Annotated in this window: 17 protein-coding genes; 6 read left to right on the forward strand and 11 right to left on the reverse strand. The window is 60.7% G+C overall.

The window, feature by feature from the left end:
* Window positions 1-230 precede the first annotated feature (230 nt).
* Genes N1937_RS19340 through N1937_RS19350 form a run of 3 tightly spaced genes read right to left on the reverse strand, consistent with a single transcriptional unit; the run spans window position 231 to window position 2,194 of the window.
* Entirely contained in the window at window positions 231-677 is a 447-nt protein-coding gene (locus N1937_RS19340) for a DoxX family protein (protein ID WP_017967970.1), read from the reverse strand.
* Between the two features lie 57 nt (window positions 678-734).
* Complete coding sequence (locus N1937_RS19345) at window positions 735-1,199, reverse strand: tetratricopeptide repeat protein (protein ID WP_017967971.1); 465 nt, start codon at window positions 1,197-1,199, stop codon at window positions 735-737.
* Window positions 1,200-1,219: 20 nt separating this feature from the next.
* Entirely contained in the window at window positions 1,220-2,194 is a 975-nt protein-coding gene (locus N1937_RS19350) for an MBL fold metallo-hydrolase (RefSeq protein WP_260056777.1), read from the reverse strand.
* Between the two features lie 299 nt (window positions 2,195-2,493).
* Here N1937_RS19350 and N1937_RS19355 point away from each other — a divergent pair, with 299 nt between their 5' ends.
* Both N1937_RS19355 and N1937_RS19360 read left to right on the forward strand, forming a co-directional pair.
* Window positions 2,494-3,249 (forward strand): sigma-70 family RNA polymerase sigma factor, encoded by a 756-nt coding sequence (locus N1937_RS19355; RefSeq protein ID WP_260056778.1) that lies wholly within the window; start codon window positions 2,494-2,496, stop codon window positions 3,247-3,249.
* On the forward strand, window positions 3,246-4,046 hold the full coding sequence (locus tag N1937_RS19360) for an anti-sigma factor family protein (protein WP_017967974.1): 801 nt from the start codon (window positions 3,246-3,248) through the stop codon (window positions 4,044-4,046). Before N1937_RS19355 ends, N1937_RS19360 begins: the two co-directional genes overlap by 4 nt.
* A 54-nt stretch (window positions 4,047-4,100) precedes the next feature.
* On the opposite strand, the gene N1937_RS19365 is transcribed toward N1937_RS19360, so the two are convergent.
* Window positions 4,101-4,769 carry a DUF1345 domain-containing protein gene (locus tag N1937_RS19365; RefSeq protein ID WP_260056779.1) on the reverse strand — a complete coding sequence of 223 codons (669 nt, stop codon included), beginning with the start codon at window positions 4,767-4,769 and terminating at the stop codon, window positions 4,101-4,103.
* 93 nt (window positions 4,770-4,862) lie between these two features.
* The gene (gene tal / locus N1937_RS19370) at window positions 4,863-5,828 is read right to left on the reverse strand and encodes a transaldolase (RefSeq protein WP_026154552.1); all 966 of its coding nucleotides are present in this window, start codon (window positions 5,826-5,828) and stop codon (window positions 4,863-4,865) included.
* A gap of 425 nt (window positions 5,829-6,253) precedes the next feature.
* Here tal and N1937_RS19375 point away from each other — a divergent pair, with 425 nt between their 5' ends.
* On the forward strand, window positions 6,254-7,234 hold the full coding sequence (locus N1937_RS19375) for a sugar-binding transcriptional regulator (protein WP_170259878.1): 981 nt from the start codon (window positions 6,254-6,256) through the stop codon (window positions 7,232-7,234).
* A 146-nt stretch (window positions 7,235-7,380) separates the two neighbouring features.
* Here N1937_RS19375 and N1937_RS19380 read toward each other — a convergent pair whose 3' ends face one another.
* Window positions 7,381-8,253, reverse strand: a complete 873-nt coding sequence (locus N1937_RS19380) for a methylated-DNA--[protein]-cysteine S-methyltransferase (protein WP_170277025.1) — start codon at window positions 8,251-8,253, stop codon at window positions 7,381-7,383.
* A gap of 179 nt (window positions 8,254-8,432) precedes the next feature.
* Entirely contained in the window at window positions 8,433-8,930 is a 498-nt protein-coding gene (locus N1937_RS19385) for a DUF2244 domain-containing protein (RefSeq protein WP_260058981.1), read from the reverse strand.
* On the opposite strand from N1937_RS19385, the gene nth reads away from it, so the two are divergent.
* Window positions 8,929-9,735: an endonuclease III gene (nth, locus tag N1937_RS19390; protein ID WP_222384504.1), complete on the forward strand. Its 807-nt coding sequence runs from the start codon at window positions 8,929-8,931 to the stop codon at window positions 9,733-9,735. The genes N1937_RS19385 and nth overlap by 2 nt on opposite strands.
* On the opposite strand, the gene N1937_RS19395 is transcribed toward nth, so the two are convergent.
* Window positions 9,700-10,278 carry a TetR/AcrR family transcriptional regulator gene (locus N1937_RS19395; protein ID WP_170282084.1) on the reverse strand — a complete coding sequence of 193 codons (579 nt, stop codon included), beginning with the start codon at window positions 10,276-10,278 and terminating at the stop codon, window positions 9,700-9,702. The two genes, nth and N1937_RS19395, sit on opposite strands and share 36 nt — an antisense overlap.
* Before the next feature lie 80 nt (window positions 10,279-10,358).
* On the opposite strand from N1937_RS19395, the gene N1937_RS19400 reads away from it, so the two are divergent.
* Window positions 10,359-10,784 (forward strand): VOC family protein, encoded by a 426-nt coding sequence (locus N1937_RS19400; protein WP_260056780.1) that lies wholly within the window; start codon window positions 10,359-10,361, stop codon window positions 10,782-10,784.
* Between the two features lie 3 nt (window positions 10,785-10,787).
* Here the strand turns inward: N1937_RS19400 and N1937_RS19405 are convergent, their stop codons facing one another.
* Window positions 10,788-11,501 (reverse strand): sulfate transporter family protein, encoded by a 714-nt coding sequence (locus N1937_RS19405; RefSeq protein ID WP_170257594.1) that lies wholly within the window; start codon window positions 11,499-11,501, stop codon window positions 10,788-10,790.
* 238 nt (window positions 11,502-11,739) lie between these two features.
* On the opposite strand from N1937_RS19405, the gene N1937_RS19410 reads away from it, so the two are divergent.
* Entirely contained in the window at window positions 11,740-12,594 is an 855-nt protein-coding gene (locus N1937_RS19410) for a MurR/RpiR family transcriptional regulator (RefSeq protein ID WP_170257595.1), read from the forward strand.
* A 53-nt stretch (window positions 12,595-12,647) separates the two neighbouring features.
* Here the strand turns inward: N1937_RS19410 and N1937_RS19415 are convergent, their stop codons facing one another.
* Together N1937_RS19415 and N1937_RS19420 are read right to left on the reverse strand one after the other, a co-directional pair.
* Window positions 12,648-14,231: an FGGY-family carbohydrate kinase gene (locus tag N1937_RS19415; protein WP_170257596.1), complete on the reverse strand. Its 1,584-nt coding sequence runs from the start codon at window positions 14,229-14,231 to the stop codon at window positions 12,648-12,650.
* Window positions 14,231-14,920, reverse strand: a complete 690-nt coding sequence (locus N1937_RS19420) for an HAD family hydrolase (protein WP_017967984.1) — start codon at window positions 14,918-14,920, stop codon at window positions 14,231-14,233. The genes N1937_RS19415 and N1937_RS19420 overlap by 1 nt, the downstream gene beginning before the upstream one ends.
* Window positions 14,921-14,989: the final 69 nt, after the last annotated feature.

Below are 14,989 nucleotides of genomic sequence, written 5' to 3' on the forward strand. Positions count from 1 at the left end.
TTTGCAAGCACGACATGTGGAAATCAAAGGGAATCGGAAAGATCGCGACGCGCCTTAGGCTCGTTCCGACACACGATTCGAAGGAGAGGTTGAGATGGAGGGGCGGCGCGGCTCTTCGCCCCTCTACTCCGCCCTTCGGCAATGGGCGGTGGCCCTTTTGATCCCGCCGCATATTCCATGTGCCATCGTCATTCGTTCTCTTGCCAAGGTATGCTGACTTCGGCGCATGTTCACGACAACGCAGCCCTGAGCCACGGATGCATCCCGGCCCGCTTTCTCAGCAGCCTGTCGATCGATATGGCTCCCGCACCGGAAGCCGCCAGGACGAACATGCCGCCGGCAATCGCCAGGTCTTTCTCGAAATGCAGCAGCTCGTTCTGGCTCGCAAAGTTCGTGTGAAAGAGCAAGGCGGTCGCCAGGCAGAAGAGCGCCAGCGCCAGTGCGCCAAGCCGAGTGAGGAAGCCTGTCGCGACGGAAAGGCCGGCGCCGATCTGAAGGGCAATGGTGGCAAGCGCGATCGGCGCCGATAGTCCCAGTTTTGCGAAAATGTCGACGGTCGCCGTGATATCTGCCGCGAGCGACCAACCTTCGTGCAGGAAGATCAGCGACAGCAGGAGCCTGCCGAGGAAAAGAATGAGATCGGCCAGTCCGGGCCGGCTTGAGGCGCTTTCCATCATACCCTCCAGTTAGAAGAGCAGGCGGCTCTCCCGCCTGCTCTTGCGTTCATATGCTCGTCAATTGCCGTCCTTGGCCGCGATGACCTTTTGCAGATCTTCGAGTTCCTCGCAGCCGCTTGGACAAAGTTGCTTCAGCGATGACACCTGCTCCTCCGCCTTCGCCATATCGCCCGTCTCGACATAGAGTTCGCCGAGATATTCACGCGCTGCCCTGTGATCTGGCTGCAGCTCCAGCGCCTTGGTGTAGTAGGTCAGCGACGTTCTGTAGTCGCCGGTCTTGCGCAGCGTATATCCCATCAGATTATAGACATCCGCCTGCTGGTTGTCTTCGGCAAGACCGCGAAGCTCTGCCAACGCACCAGCATAGTCCTTGGCATCGATCTTGGCGCGCGCCGAGGTCAGGTCGGGAGCGTCTGCCGATTGCATGTTGTCGACGGCAAAGGCGGGAAACGCCGTCACCGCGGAGAAGCCTGCGGATATAGCGCAAAGCCAGATGTATCCGAGAATTGCATATTTCGTCATGGTGATCTCCTTTCGGCCTTTCAGGCCTGGATTGTCGGCGTGAAGCCATAGGCGCTTCCGTCCTTGACAAAGGTGCCGGAGCCAGGGAATGGAAAATGTGAGCCGCAAATCGCGATATTGTCGGCAATGATGCGGTCGATAAGACGGCGGCGCGTGTCGATGGCCGTCGGCCCATCCTGGTCGTAGCTGCCTTGCCATTCAGGATGGGGTGCGAGCAGCGCCGGCACATACATGATATCGGCCGAGACGAGCAGCTGCTTGCTGCCGGAGGCGACAAGATAGGTCGAATGGCCGGGCGTGTGGCCGGGCGCGGCGACAAGCTGCACGCCGGGTGCGACTTCGGTACCATCGGCGACGAGCTTCCAGTTCTTCCATTTCGGAAAGACCCCAGCGATGCGCTTGCCTGCCGGTTTGCGGCCTTCGGCGAGCTTTTCGACGCGGCCGGGCGCGGTCCACCAATTGTATTCGTCGGCATTGACGATGAGCTCGGCATTCGGGAAGATGGGATTGTTGGTGCCCTTTTCCATCAGTCCCCAGACATGGTCGGGATGGAAATGCGAGATCATGATCGTATCGATCTTCTTGTAGTCGATCCCCGCCGCCGCCATGTTCGCCGGCAGATGGGTGGCATTTTCCTGCCACTGGCCGACGCCCGAGCCGGCATCCATCATGATCAGGCGGTTACCGAGCTTCAGGACCACGACGGTCAGCGGGATCGGCATGAACTCGGTGGTAAGCCCGGCCTTCGATAGCGCCTCCTTGGTATCCTCGATCGAGGCATTCTTGATGAAGGCCGGGTCATGCGGCTTTCTCCAGATGCCGTCGTAGATTGCCGTAGCCTCGATATCGCCGACCTTGTATTTATAGAAGCCGACCGCCGGCTCCAGTGGTGTTGCAGCAAATGCCGGCATGACGAATTCAAGCTTCGACGACAGCCCGAATGCAGCAGCCGCAGCAGCCGACCCCAGGACGGCGCGACGTGACATGGTAAACATGATATGCCTCCTCTTGTTGATGGCATTTCTGGTGGCGAAGACGGCTATTGCTCAGATGTCCTCGCTGACAAACTAGATCGCCGGCGGGGAACGGTTATTCCCGATCTTGGGCGTTATTTCTTCAAGCGGTTGAAAAACAAGCGTGATTTCTATCGCGTGCGACCAGCATCCCGCTGCATGCGGAAAAATCGGCGCCGGCGTGGAATAAAACCGCGTGCCGATCGGTCTAGACGGCAAGGGACCGCATTGCATGCCTGCCGGTCTCACGCCTAAATTCTGCTGCTGTTGAGGCAGGGAGGATGATGACAAACGCTCAGATCACCTATCCCGTCGGATCGACCGATTGGACGCTGCTGTTGGCCCGGCACGCGTCAGGGACCCGCATTCGGCCATCACCGCTAGCGGTGTTTCTCGGCGGCGTGGGCCGACTATTGGACCTCATGGTCTCGGAAAAATCGAGCAGCGATCCGATCGCTTCGATGGCGGATGCGACCATGCAGCGCGAGTTCATGCAGCGCTTTCAGGACATGATCGTTCCGCATCTTGACGCGGCCTATAATTTTGCCCGCTTCCTCAGCCGCGACGCAGATGCCGCACAGGATATTGTTCAGGAAGCGTTCCTGCGCGCCTACCGCAATTTCGAAACCTATCGTGGCGGCGATCCGCGCGCCTGGCTCTTTGCCATTGTGAGGAACTGCTGCCACGTCTGGCGCCAGCAGGATCGCCGCAAAGCGCGGTTCGAGCAGCCTATGGGCAATGACGGTTACGCTGACCCTGATGAAGGTGGTGAGTACCAGATCGCCTCCGAGGAGGATTCGCCGGAGACAGAAACGATCCGGCGAAGCGAGCAGCAGCGCGTGCGCGCCGTTATCAGCCGGCTGCCGGAGGCGATGCGGGAAATTCTTGTCTTGCGCGAGCTTGAGGATCTCTCCTACCGGCAGATCGCCGAGATCATCGATGCGCCGATTGGCACTGTCATGTCGCGGCTTGCCAGGGCGCGGCGTGACTTTGGCGAAGCCTGGGATGCATGCAACAAGAGCGAGACCGCGGGATGAGTGAAGCCCAACGGAAAGGCTGCCCGGAATGGCGCGTCATGCTGCACGGCTTTGTCGATGGCGAACTGGATTCCGCCCATGCAGTGCAGTTCGAGGATCATCTTGCCAGCTGCGCGCATTGCAGGGCGGAGATGGAAAGGGTCCGTGCCGTGAGAGAGATCATCGATCAGGATGGCGTCAAGTGGCGTCCGCCGGAGGCACTGCGATCGCAGGTCCTGTCGATGCTGTCATTCGAACAGGCAGCGGCGGCGTCCAGCCTGCCCCCGCCGCGCCAGGCGCCTGTCTGGCACCGCGCGTTGGATTTCATTCGGAAATGGAGCTTCGTGCCTTCGCTTGCGGTCCTGGCGGCAGGCACCATCCTATTTGTCAACGCGCCGTCGCAGACTGTGCTTTTGCAGGACCAGATCATGGCAAGCCATGTCAGGTCGATGATGGCCGATCATCTGACCGATGTGCTGACCTCGGATCAGCATACAGTAAAACCTTGGTTCAACGGCAAGGTCGATTTTTCGCCGCCGGTCAGCGATCTCGCCAAGGATGGCTTTCCGCTGGTCGGCGGACGTGTCGACTATATCGGTGATCGCGCCGTTGCGGCCCTCGTCTACCGGCGCCATGGCCACGTCATCAACCTGTTCATCTGGCCGACAGCATCGGCCGCGCAGACGACGACGGTGCATGACGGCTACAACATGACGCAATGGTCGGATGGCGGGCTCGTGTTCTGGGCGATTTCGGATGTCGCCGCGGGCGACCTGGCCGAGTTCGAGTCCGTCTTCAGGGCGGCGGCGAGAGCATGATGCCTAAAAGTGTGAGCGGTTTTCGGATGACATCACGCTCCACTTTTTAATGATCTAAAGCAGGCTCGCCCCGACATTGATCGCAAGCGCCAGGATCGTCGTATTGAACAGGAACGACAGCACCGCATGCAGCAGCGCCAGCTTGCGCATGCTGGTCGAACTGACCGCGACATCGGCCGTCTGAGCGGCAACGCCGATGGTGAAGGAGAAATAGAGGAAATCCCAGTAGCCGGGCTCCTCGATTCCGTCAGGAAACTTGAGCCCGCCTTCTTCGTCCGAAACACCATAGAAATAGTGGGCATAATGAATGGTGAAAAGCGTGTGCAGGAAGACCCAGGAGATGAGGATCGTCAGCACCGCGACACCTGCCCGTGCCAGCGCGACATTTGGTGCCGCCTCCTTGATCGAATGAAGTTCGAGACCGATGCCGGCGATGCTGGCAAGTGCCGCACCGATCGAAAGAGCCAAGAGCACGGTGTCGGAGAAATCGAGATCCGCGGAGCGTTTCCGGATGCTTTCCACCGTCGCCCGCAACATCTTGCGCCAGCTGAGCGCGACAAAAACGCCGGCGCTGACATTCCAGCCGAACAGGATGTTGCCGGCGCTGACTTCGCGCGAGGTCACAGCCAAGAAGACCACCAGTCCGGCAAGGGCGGCGATGATGAAGCTCGCGTGCTTATAGGCAAATGCCATCAGCGAATATGCTCGTCCCTCATCCGCCATATCAGTCTCCGACAGCATATGCCCTTGATAACAGCACGAAAAAGGCGCGCCTGCCAGCCGGCAGCCGCGCCTTCGATTGCATGCCGTGCCTTATCAGGCGGCGGCCAGCTGCAGTTCCTTCTGCACCATGGTGCGCAACGTTCCCAGATCCTTGGCGAAGGCGCGGATGCCTTCGGCGAGTTTTTCCGTCGCCATCGCGTCTTCGTTCACCATCCAGCGGAAGGTCCTCTCGTCGACGGAGACCTTCGGATCCGGCATGCGGCTCTCCGGCGAGAGCTTGCGCTCGAGCTTGCCTTCATCCTTGGCGAGCTCGTCGAGCAGGTTCGGGCTGATGGTCAGGCGGTCGCAGCCGGCAAGGGCTTCGATTTCGCCGGCGCTGCGGAAGGAGGCGCCCATCACGATCGTCTTGATGTCGTTAGTCTTGTAATAGTTGTAGATTTCACGGACGGAGATGACGCCCGGATCTTCCTCGGGGGTGAACTCCTTGCCGGTCGACTTCTTGTACCAGTCGAGGATGCGGCCGACGAAGGGCGAAATCAGGAACACTTTGGCGTCGGCGCAGGCGATCGCCTGGGCCTTGCTGAAGAGAAGCGTCAGGTTGCAGTCGATGCCTTCCTTCTGCAGCACTTCCGCGGCGCGGATGCCTTCCCAGGTGGAAGCGAGCTTGATGAGGATGCGGTCCTGACCGATGCCGCGATCCTTGTAGGCGGCAATGATTGCGCGCGCCTTGGCAAGCGAAGCCTCGGTATCGAAGGACAGGTCGGCATCGACCTCGGTCGAGACGCGGCCCGGGACGAGCTTCACCAGGGCTGCACCGACGGAGATGGCAAGACGATCGGCGACGGCAGAAGAAACGGCTTTGGGATTGCCGCCCTGCTTCTTGCCCCAGGCGACGGCTTCCTTGACGGCGTCGGCAAACATCGGCGTGCCGAGAGCCTTGAGCACGATGCTGGGGTTTGTCGTGCAATCCACAGGCTTCAGGCGGGCGACGGCTTCGATGTCGCCGGTATCGGCGACCACGGTGGTAATCTCACGGAGTTGGTCAAGCTTGGATGTCATGGTCAATAATCCTTGTTGAACTTGGGCTGCGACCGGCGCGCGTTCCGCCGGGCAAGGTGATCTACCGACAGGTAGTTTGCATGCTGCAGGCGAAAAGGCGCGCATCCGTTACGGATGATTCATAAACGTGAAGGACAGTGGCCCTGTTCCGGCCGCGAACGAACGGCAGCTCAAACGCAAGCGATGCCGCTTGCGGCTGGAGGGCCAGTCGTGACTTTCGGTATGCCCGCACTATGTCCTCCTCGGACGGACAAGAACGACGTATGTCACCCGGACTATCGCCATTTGCCCTACGAAAAGTCAAGGACATTTGTGCATTTCAATTGACATAAGTGTCACACCCGTCATTATCCCCGGCAACAAGGGCGTCGCTAAGGCCTTTCATCCCATGAGGGATCTAGGGCACGAAATCGTGCGGAGGAGATGTGGTCAAGCTCAAACGCGGTACGCACACGGCCTATTCGGAGGCATCCTCGCTGCGGCTAAGGGCGGCATGGCTCTATTACAACGAGGGTCTGACCCAGAAGGATGTCGCCGAACAGCTCGGCATCAGCCGCACCACCGTCATCCGCCTGCTCGACGAGGCGATGAAACGCAGCGAAGTCCAGATCTGGATCAACGATTCGATTGGCGACTGCGTTGAACTTTCGGTGAAGCTGGAGCATGCCTTTGGCCTCGACGAGGCGATCGTCGTCCCTGCGCCGGTCAATGGCGACGTCAATTCACTGGCTAAAAATGTCGGCCTGGCGCTTGGCCAGTTCCTCTCAGAAGCGATCCCGAACGACTACACCATCGGCGTCGGCTGGGGCCGCACCATGACCGCCTCGCTGTCGAGCTTCCGGCCGCCGCGCCGCGCCAATTGCAAGGTCGTCTCGCTGCTCGGCGGTATCGTCGCCGTGCATCAGACGAACCCGATCGATTACACATGGCGGCTGGCAAACCAGCTCGGTGCCGAATGCTACATGTTCCTGGCGCCGCTTCTCGTCGATTCCATCGAGACCAAGCGCAATCTGATCGAAAAATGCGGGCTGGACACGATTTATCGTCTCGCCGAGAACCTCGATCTGGCGATCGTCAGTTGCGGCGATATCGGCCCGCATTCGACCTCGCTGTCGGAAGGCTGGATATCGAAGGCCGAGTTGCAGGAGTTGATCGATGCCGGCTGCGTCTGCGACACGATGTTCAACTTCCTCGACAAGGACGGCAATTCGGTCGACCATTCGATCAACCGCCGCGTCATGTCCGTCGACCTCGACACGCTGAAGGAGGCAAAGCACATCGTGCTTTCCTCCGGCGGCGCCCATCGGGCCGTGGCGATCCGTGCGACGATCAAGCGCATCGGCTGCAACACGCTGATCACCGACGAAAGTGCTGCACGAGCGTTGCTGGAATTGGCGGAGACATAACGGCTTGACTCTTCTCACCAGCGGGGATCCGAAGGACGGGTCGAGACCCGTGGCTCGACCTCGGTCGGTGCCGGCAGGCGACTGGGGGAGCGAGCGGTCGGAGCGATAGGCGGCGAATGACGCACCGCTTCGCTCCACAAACCCGCTCAGGCGTGCGCCGATTCCCAGCCGAGCATCGCCCGTTTGCGGGTGAGGCCCCAATGGTAGCCCGTCAGCGCGCCATTCTTACCGAGCGCCCGATGGCAAGGCACCACGAAGGAGATCGGGTTTGCCCCGACCGCCGCACCCACGGCGCGCTGCGCCGTCGGCCGGCCGATATCGTTGGCGATATCGGAATAGGTGACGGCCTTGCCGAACGGGATTTTCAGCAGGCTCTGCCAGACGCGCACCTGAAAATCCGTACCGATCAGCACGACACGCAGCGGCTGGTCGCAGGACCATTTGCCGGGCTCGAAGATGCGGGCGGCATAGGGAACCGTCGCCTGCAGGTCTTCGACATAACGGGCGTTTGGCCAGCGGCAGGTCATATCCTCGAGGCAGGCCCGCTCGTCGCCGGAATCGCTGAAGGCAAGGCCGGCAAGGCCGCGATCGGTCACCATGATCAGCGCCACGCCGAAGGGGCAGATGTGGAAGCCGTAGCGGATGGTGAGACCACCGCCCTTCGCCTTCCATTCGCCGGGCGACATCGCCTCATGCGTGACGAAAAGGTCGTGCAGGCGGCTCGGCCCGGAGAGGCCGACCTCGATCGAGGTCTCGAGCAGCGGCATGTCTTCCTTGCGCAGCAGTCGCTTGGCGTGGTCGAGCGTCACCGCCTGCAGGAAGCCCTTGGGCGATAGCCCAGCCCAGCGGGTGAAGGTCTTCTGCAGCTGGGTCGGCGACTGGTTGAGCCGCGCAGCGATCGTTTCCAGCGAAGGCTGGTCGCGGTAATCCTCGGTGATGAGTTCGATCACCCGACGGACAATGTCATAATCAGGGCCGTCAGGCGTGATGTCTGTCTGCGGGTTGGCAATCATATTCATCGTCTTTCTCCTTGTAACAAGGAGATAGTCAATAGGGGGTGAGCAAACCACCCGTTTCTTGCGCGGTCGCTGGATAGAGCAATGCCAGGAAAAGTGCGAAGCGGTTTTCCGTCCGGAATTGCCTAAAAACAAAAGTTAGAGCGGTTCTGCGCTTCCGTGAAAAGCTGAACCGCTCTAGCTCAGATCCGCTGCTTGACCGTCGCCAGTGCTCCCTTGAAGGCTTTGGCGAAGCTTTCGCGATCGTCGGGATTGAGGAAGGAGCCGATATCCGTACGCCGGCCCTCGCCGAAGATATGCATGGAAAGGATGCCGATCTCCTGGTGCCGGCGAACGAGGAAGCGCGCCCAGGACGGATTGAAATGATGCTCCACCATCCGTCCCGATGGCGCAAACTTACGCACCGACACATCCGTGCGCGACACCGTCACCTGTTCGCGCGCTTTCCCGGAGCGGTAATTCAGCCAGAAGGCGCCGTAGAGAAGCGTGAAATCCAGTCCGAAGAAGAAGCCGATCGGCCAGGCCCCCGTCGCGATGAAGAACATGCCGTAAAGCAAGCAGACGGCACCGGATAGGGCAAGCAACACCTTGAAGCCCCGGCGGCCGAGCGACCGGTGGGGAAAGAGCTCGGCGGCGAAAACAGGCTGCTCGTTGAAGCTGTCGGCGTTGCTTTCCATCATGGCTGCTGAGTATAGAGTTTCCATGGCAAATCCGAAACTCAAATCCGTTAACAAGATGCCTCAGGACACGAAAGTGATCGTCCGCCGCAAACCGCCAGCCGCGGTGCGCACGGCCTATTCCCAGGCCGAGCGCGAGGAGATCTTCCGCCGCTTCTCGGTGCAGCGGCCGGAGCCGAGGGGCGAACTCGAGCACACCAACCCCTTCACGCTCGTCGTCGCCGTGGCACTTTCGGCGCAAGCGACCGATGTTGGCGTCAACAAGGCGACGCGCGCGCTCTTCAGGGTTGCCGATACGCCGGAAAAGATGCTCGATCTCGGCGAGGAGCGGCTGCGCGATTACATCAGAACGATCGGCCTTTACCGCAACAAGGCGAAAAACGTTATCGCGCTCTCGCAGATGCTGGTCGACCAATTCGGCGGCAAGGTGCCGGAGACGCGCGACGAACTGGTGAAATTGCCGGGCGTCGGCCGCAAGACGGCCAATGTCGTGCTTTCCATGGCCTTCGGCCAGGCGACGATGGCCGTCGATACGCACATCTTCCGAATCGCCAATCGCATCAGGCTTGCCCCCGGCAAGACGCCCGACGAGGTCGAGGCGCGGCTGATGAAGGTGATCCCCAGCCATTACCTCTATCACGCCCATCACTGGCTGATCCTGCATGGCCGTTACACCTGCAAGGCGCGCCGGCCCGAATGCGAGCGTTGTATCATTGCCGATCTCTGCAAGTCGCCGGAGAAGAGTTGGGATGTGCCGGCTCCGCTGGTCGAGCTACCGCCGCAGGTGATCGGCGAGGCCGTCGAGTAGGACAGCGATCGCCTGCTCGTAATGCAGCCTTTCCGCGCCCGCCTCGATCGCGATCGCCGCGCGATCGAAGGCTGCCGATAGCAGCGACGTCAGCGGTTCGAGCATAGCGCCGGCCTCCGGAAGCATAGCTGCAAGCCCTGCCCGCAGCGTCGCTTGCGCATTCTCTGCATCGATCGTCGCGCTCGCCGGCGGGCCGAGCACGGCAGGTGCCTCGATCAGCAGTAGCCGCGTGCGCCCTTGCGCCATCATTGCATCGAAATAGGCCGAGGCGCCGGCAATCAGCCCGGCACGCGGCGCGTCGTAGCACGCCGAGCGCGCCTCGATCTCCTCGGCCACCGCTTTCGCCTCGCATTCGATGACTGCGCGAAAAAGCGCCCTCTTGTCTTCAAAATGATGATAGAGCGCGCCACGCGTTACCCCAGCCGCCGCAACGATCTCCGGCGTCGAGGTTTCGGGATAACCTTTCTCGACGAAGAGACGTCGACCGGCATCGATCAGCGCCTGTCTCGTCTGTTCCGTTCTCTCGCGATTGCTGCGGCTCATACATCCTCTTTACATACAAACAGAATGTATGTTAATACCAAAAAACATACAGATTGTATGCAAATAAAAGGAGGAAAGAGATGAAAGCGACGAGCTATTATCCGGTCATCATGACCGACGACGTCGCCGGCACCGCCAGCTTCTATTGCACGCATTTCGGCTTTAAAGCTCTGTTAGAGAGCGACTGGTATGTACACCTGCAATCGGCAGAGGAGGAGCATATCTCGCTTGCCGTCCTTGACGGCGGCCACGAAACCATTCCGGCCATAGCCCGCGGCAGGGTGTCCGGCCTGCTCCTCAATTTTGAGGTCGCCGATGTCGATGCGATCTATGCAGCCTGCCGGAGCGCCGGCCTGCCAATTCTGAGAGAAATCCGCGACGAGGATTTCGGCCAGCGGCATTTCATCACCGCCGATCCGAACGGCGTGCTGATCGACATCATCAAGCTGATCCCGCCAAGCGCCGAATTCGCGGCGATGTACGAGGCCTCCGCCCTGCCCGGTTGAGCCTCAGGCTCGCAACCCGGTGTCCCGTGCGGAAATCAGCTTGTGCAGATGCACCATCATGCCGGCGGCAAAAAGCGGTGTCAGAAGATTGACGATCGGAATCGCCAGAAAGAGGGCGATTACCAGCCCGCCGAGAAAGACGGTGGAGGCATGCTTGGTGCGGAAGAGCCGTGCCTCATCCGGCGAACGGAAGCGCATGGCGGCGAATTCGAAGAATTCCCGTCCGAGCAGATAGCCGTTCACCAGAAAGAACGCGACCAGATTGACGCCGGGGATAAACAGCAGCAACAATGCCACGATATTGCCGAGGATCACCACGCCGAGGAACTTAATCGAGCTCGCCATCGCCGGACCGAGCGGCATGGCGGTGCCCGGCGCATCCTTGGGATAGTCGCGCTTTTCGATGACATCGGCGACATCGTCGAGAAACAGGCCGGCGATCAGCGCCGTGACCGGCGACAGCAGCAGCGCCAGCATCAACGCAAGGCCGATACCGGCCAGGATCGCGAAGAGGAAAGCGAGCCATCCCGCCCAATCCGGCAGATCGGGAAAAAAACCCGTGAGCCAGGGAAAGAGGAAGATCATAAAGGCCCCGCGCAGCACGAACCAGAGGCCGACGAGCACGAGAATCGTCAGGCCGAGTACCTTCCAGAAGACAGAACGCGTTTCCGATGCGAACAAATTGGCGAGCGATAGTCGAGCGGCGTCAAGAATCATGTCCCAGGCGTCTCCGGTTGCGCCGAAGATGTAGGAAAGGTGGAGGCCATCGGCAAGAGAGAATAAAATTGCATTCTGTAATAGAAAACTTGTCGAAAACTGAATGCTAATATAATATTGTGAGGCATCTAAAAATACGCATGGGCCTGAGAAGCAGCTTCCGAGAATAGTTGCAAAGACAAGGGGGCGAGAAAGCGCACCCACGGAACGCCTCTGAGGGGAGACGGGGGAGGCTAACGTGGAAGACTTTGTGCACAAACTCAGGCAATACGCAAAAACCGGCACGCCGGCCGAACGCCGTATCGCGAAATATTTCACCGAACACCTGAACGACCTGCCGTTCGAGACGGCTGCGTCTGTCGCCGACAGGCTAGATCTTTCGCCGATGACCGTCGGGCGCTTCCTGCGCGCGCTTGGCTATCAGGGATTGGACAGTGTCAAGGTGGAGATTCGCGAGACCGTGACAGCATCGCCGGCGCAATTGCAAAGCGCCATGAGCGAGCTGCATGCGGACGCCGCGGCGGGCAAACCGCTCGCTGTGCTGGTTGCCGAACAGATCCAGGCCCTCCATCATATCTATCATCTGACGGCGCAGCCGCACTGGTCGGAAGCCGTCAGTTTGATCAGCACTGCCCGCGAAGTGTCGATCGCCACGCATGCGCGGCTCTCGAGCCTGGCCAATCATTTCTGCCAGCGGCTGACGCAAGCTCGCGACGGCGTGCGCACGCTCGACGCCGCCGACAACCGTTTCGCGGAACTTTTCGCCCGACTGGCAGTCGACGACGCGCTGCTTGTCATCATCGACTGTCGCCGCTTCGCCAAGGCGCGGCTGCTGGCCAGAACGGCGCGGCGCTACGGCTATAAGGTCGTGCTCATTTCACCGCAGCAAGCGGACTGGATGGCGGACCAGTCGAACGTCATGCTGGCCTTGCCGCCCGCTCGCGCCCCCGATCTCGACAATCTTCCGCCGCTGATCGCGCTGCTCGATTGCCTGTCGGAATCCGTTATCCTCCAAGTCGGAGAGGAGGCCGCACTTCGCCGCCGCCGCATGATGGAATTCGCGACCGTCCTCGGCGAGACGGTAAACCATTAATTTGAACGGTTATACGCAGATTCAATGTGATGGAGCGTCCTTAGAGCGTCGCTTTATTGCATCGTTTCCAATTCGGCGCGGTGCCGGTGCATGGCGAGAAGACGGCGGTAGTCGCGGTCGTAGAGCGCCTGCTTCGCTTTGTCGGGAAGTCGTTCGTCGCCGCCCGGATACATCGCTTCGCCGGCCGCCGCCAGATCCTTGTACAAGCCGCAGGAGACGGATGCTGCGATCGCCGTGCCAAGCAGCACCGCCTCGTTCATCTTCGGCATCACGACCTTGCAGCCGGTCGCATCGCTATAAAGCTCCATCAGCACCGGGTTCTTCACATGCCCGCCGGCAATATGCAGCGTATCGGGCATGTAGCCGTATTCCTTCATCATTTCCAGGATATGGCGGATGCCGAGCGCAATCCCCACTGCAGAGCGCCAATAGAGTGCGCAGAGCCCGTCGAAGGACGTGTCGAGCGTCAGCCCGCTGACAACGCCGACGGCATGCGGATCGGCGAGCGGCGAACGGTTGCCGTGGAAATCCGGCAGCACGAAGATCCGCGCACCGAAGTCATCGCCCTCCTCGGCCCGCAATTCGGCGATGCGCGCGACGATCTTCTGATGCAGCGCTGCCGTCGGCTCGCCACCGGCCGCATGCATGCGCACGATGTGGTCGAGCAACGCGCCGGTCGCCGATTGCCCGGCCTCCACCAGCCAGGACTGCGGGAAGACAGCCTCGTAATAGGGACCCCACATGCCATGGCTCGGCTTGCGTTCCCGCGAGAAGGTAACGATGCAACTCGACGTGCCGGCAATCAGCGCCAGTTGGTGCTCGCGTTTGACAGGATCGGCGGCGTAGCCGCCGAGCGCGCCAAGTGCGCCGGCATAGGCGTCGATCATCCCGGCAGCGACATGGCAGTCCGTCGTCAGACCCAGCGCTTCCGCCGCTTCCTGCGTCAGCCGGCCGACGCTGTCTCCGACGGGCGTGGTCTCATCCGGCAGATGACCGCGCGCCTGAAGATCCTCGAGGCCGATCCGTTCGAGGAAATCCTGCTGCCAGCCCTCTTCGAGATGGGCGAGATAGTTCCATTTCGCCGTCAGCGTGCAGCGTGAACGGGCGGGCGATCCGGTCGATTTCCACGTCATGAAATCAGCGAGATCGAAGAAATAACCAGCCTTTTCCCATGTGGCCGGCAGCTTCTTCTTCAGCCACATCAACTTCGGCATCTCCATTTCCGGCGACATCACGTGGCCGGAATGTTCGAGCACCCTGTGCTGCGTCGCCGTGCAAAAATCGGCTTCCTTCAGCGCCCGATGATCGAGCCAGACGATCGTGTCGAAACGCCTCTCCCCGCCTGTGGAAACGCTAAGCTGCCGGCCCTCGACATCACGGACGACGAGCGAACAGGTGGCGTCGAAACCGATCGCTCCGACCGAGGCGGCGGCGATGCCGGATTGCTCCATCGCCCTGCGCACTGCCGTGCAGGCGGCCGACCAGATATCTTCGGAATCATGCTCGGCATGGTTTTCGCGCGGCCGGTTCATCACGATCGGATGCTCGGCCTTGGCGAGCAGTCGGCCGCGTGCATCGAAGACGCCGGCGCGCGCACTGCCCGTGCCGATATCCACCGCAACCACATGATCACGCATCAAGTCTTGGTCCCGTCCAGCTTATGGTTGCGGACAAGGTGTATCAAATCCGGCATGGCGTCAAACACCACTTCCGGCGAAAGGCGGTCGAGTTCGGCACGGTATCCGGCGAAGTTGGCGTGTGATCCACCGGTGAAGGCGAAGACAGTCATGCCTGCCGCCTTGGCGGCGGCAACGCCGGCCGGGCTGTCTTCAACGACAAGGCAATGAGCCGGCTCGACCTGCATTTCACGCGCCGCATGCAGGAAGAGATCGGGTGCCGGTTTGCCGCGCTTGACCATCGTCGCGCTGAAGATATCGGGCAGCTTGTCGAGAAGCCCGGTCACCGACAGCGACAGCCGGATTCGCTCCATCTGGCTGGACGAGGCAACGCAACAGGGAACGCCAAGCCCGTCGATGGCCGCGGCGATACCCTCGATCGGCTTCAGTTCTGTGCGAAAACGGGCGTAAAGATCGGTGCGGATGCGCTCGAGGAATTCCTCGCCGGCATGAACGTTGAATTCGGTCTCCAGCGTGTCGATGAGAGTAGACAGGCTGCGGCCGAGAAAACGCTCATAAGCCTGGTCTTCGGTGATCGAGACGCCGAGATCGTTCATCGCCCCGACGAGCACACTGATCGAGATCGGCTCGCTGTCAACGAGTACGCCATCGCAATCGAAGATGACCAGCCGTGTTTCAGCATCAGCCATGGAAGACCCAACCTGAGTTCAAATCGCACGTGTTACCGTCCCGCGTCGCTCGCAAGGCCGGATGAATGG

The organism is Rhizobium sp. WSM4643 (assembly GCF_025152745.1).
GTDB classification, from domain to species: Bacteria; Pseudomonadota; Alphaproteobacteria; order Rhizobiales; family Rhizobiaceae; genus Rhizobium; species Rhizobium leguminosarum_I.

Coding starts and splice junctions, on each gene's coding strand:
- N1937_RS19360 (WP_017967974.1), top strand. CDS start 3,246: ATGAGTGAAGCCCAACGGAAAGGCTGCCCGGAATGGCGCGTCATGCTG.
- N1937_RS19400 (WP_260056780.1), top strand. CDS start 10,359: ATGAAAGCGACGAGCTATTATCCGGTCATCATGACCGACGACGTCGCC.
- N1937_RS19420 (WP_017967984.1), bottom strand. CDS start 14,920: ATGGCTGATGCTGAAACACGGCTGGTCATCTTCGATTGCGATGGCGTA.
- N1937_RS19415 (WP_170257596.1), bottom strand. CDS start 14,231: ATGCGTGATCATGTGGTTGCGGTGGATATCGGCACGGGCAGTGCGCGC.
- N1937_RS19380 (WP_170277025.1), bottom strand. CDS start 8,253: ATGAATATGATTGCCAACCCGCAGACAGACATCACGCCTGACGGCCCT.
- N1937_RS19350 (WP_260056777.1), bottom strand. CDS start 2,194: ATGTTTACCATGTCACGTCGCGCCGTCCTGGGGTCGGCTGCTGCGGCT.
- nth (WP_222384504.1), top strand. CDS start 8,929: ATGGCTGCTGAGTATAGAGTTTCCATGGCAAATCCGAAACTCAAATCC.
- N1937_RS19345 (WP_017967971.1), bottom strand. CDS start 1,199: ATGACGAAATATGCAATTCTCGGATACATCTGGCTTTGCGCTATATCC.
- N1937_RS19405 (WP_170257594.1), bottom strand. CDS start 11,501: ATGATTCTTGACGCCGCTCGACTATCGCTCGCCAATTTGTTCGCATCG.
- N1937_RS19340 (WP_017967970.1), bottom strand. CDS start 677: ATGATGGAAAGCGCCTCAAGCCGGCCCGGACTGGCCGATCTCATTCTT.
- N1937_RS19355 (WP_260056778.1), top strand. CDS start 2,494: ATGATGACAAACGCTCAGATCACCTATCCCGTCGGATCGACCGATTGG.
- N1937_RS19365 (WP_260056779.1), bottom strand. CDS start 4,769: ATGGCGGATGAGGGACGAGCATATTCGCTGATGGCATTTGCCTATAAG.
- N1937_RS19395 (WP_170282084.1), bottom strand. CDS start 10,278: ATGAGCCGCAGCAATCGCGAGAGAACGGAACAGACGAGACAGGCGCTG.
- tal (WP_026154552.1), bottom strand. CDS start 5,828: ATGACATCCAAGCTTGACCAACTCCGTGAGATTACCACCGTGGTCGCC.
- N1937_RS19385 (WP_260058981.1), bottom strand. CDS start 8,930: ATGATGGAAAGCAACGCCGACAGCTTCAACGAGCAGCCTGTTTTCGCC.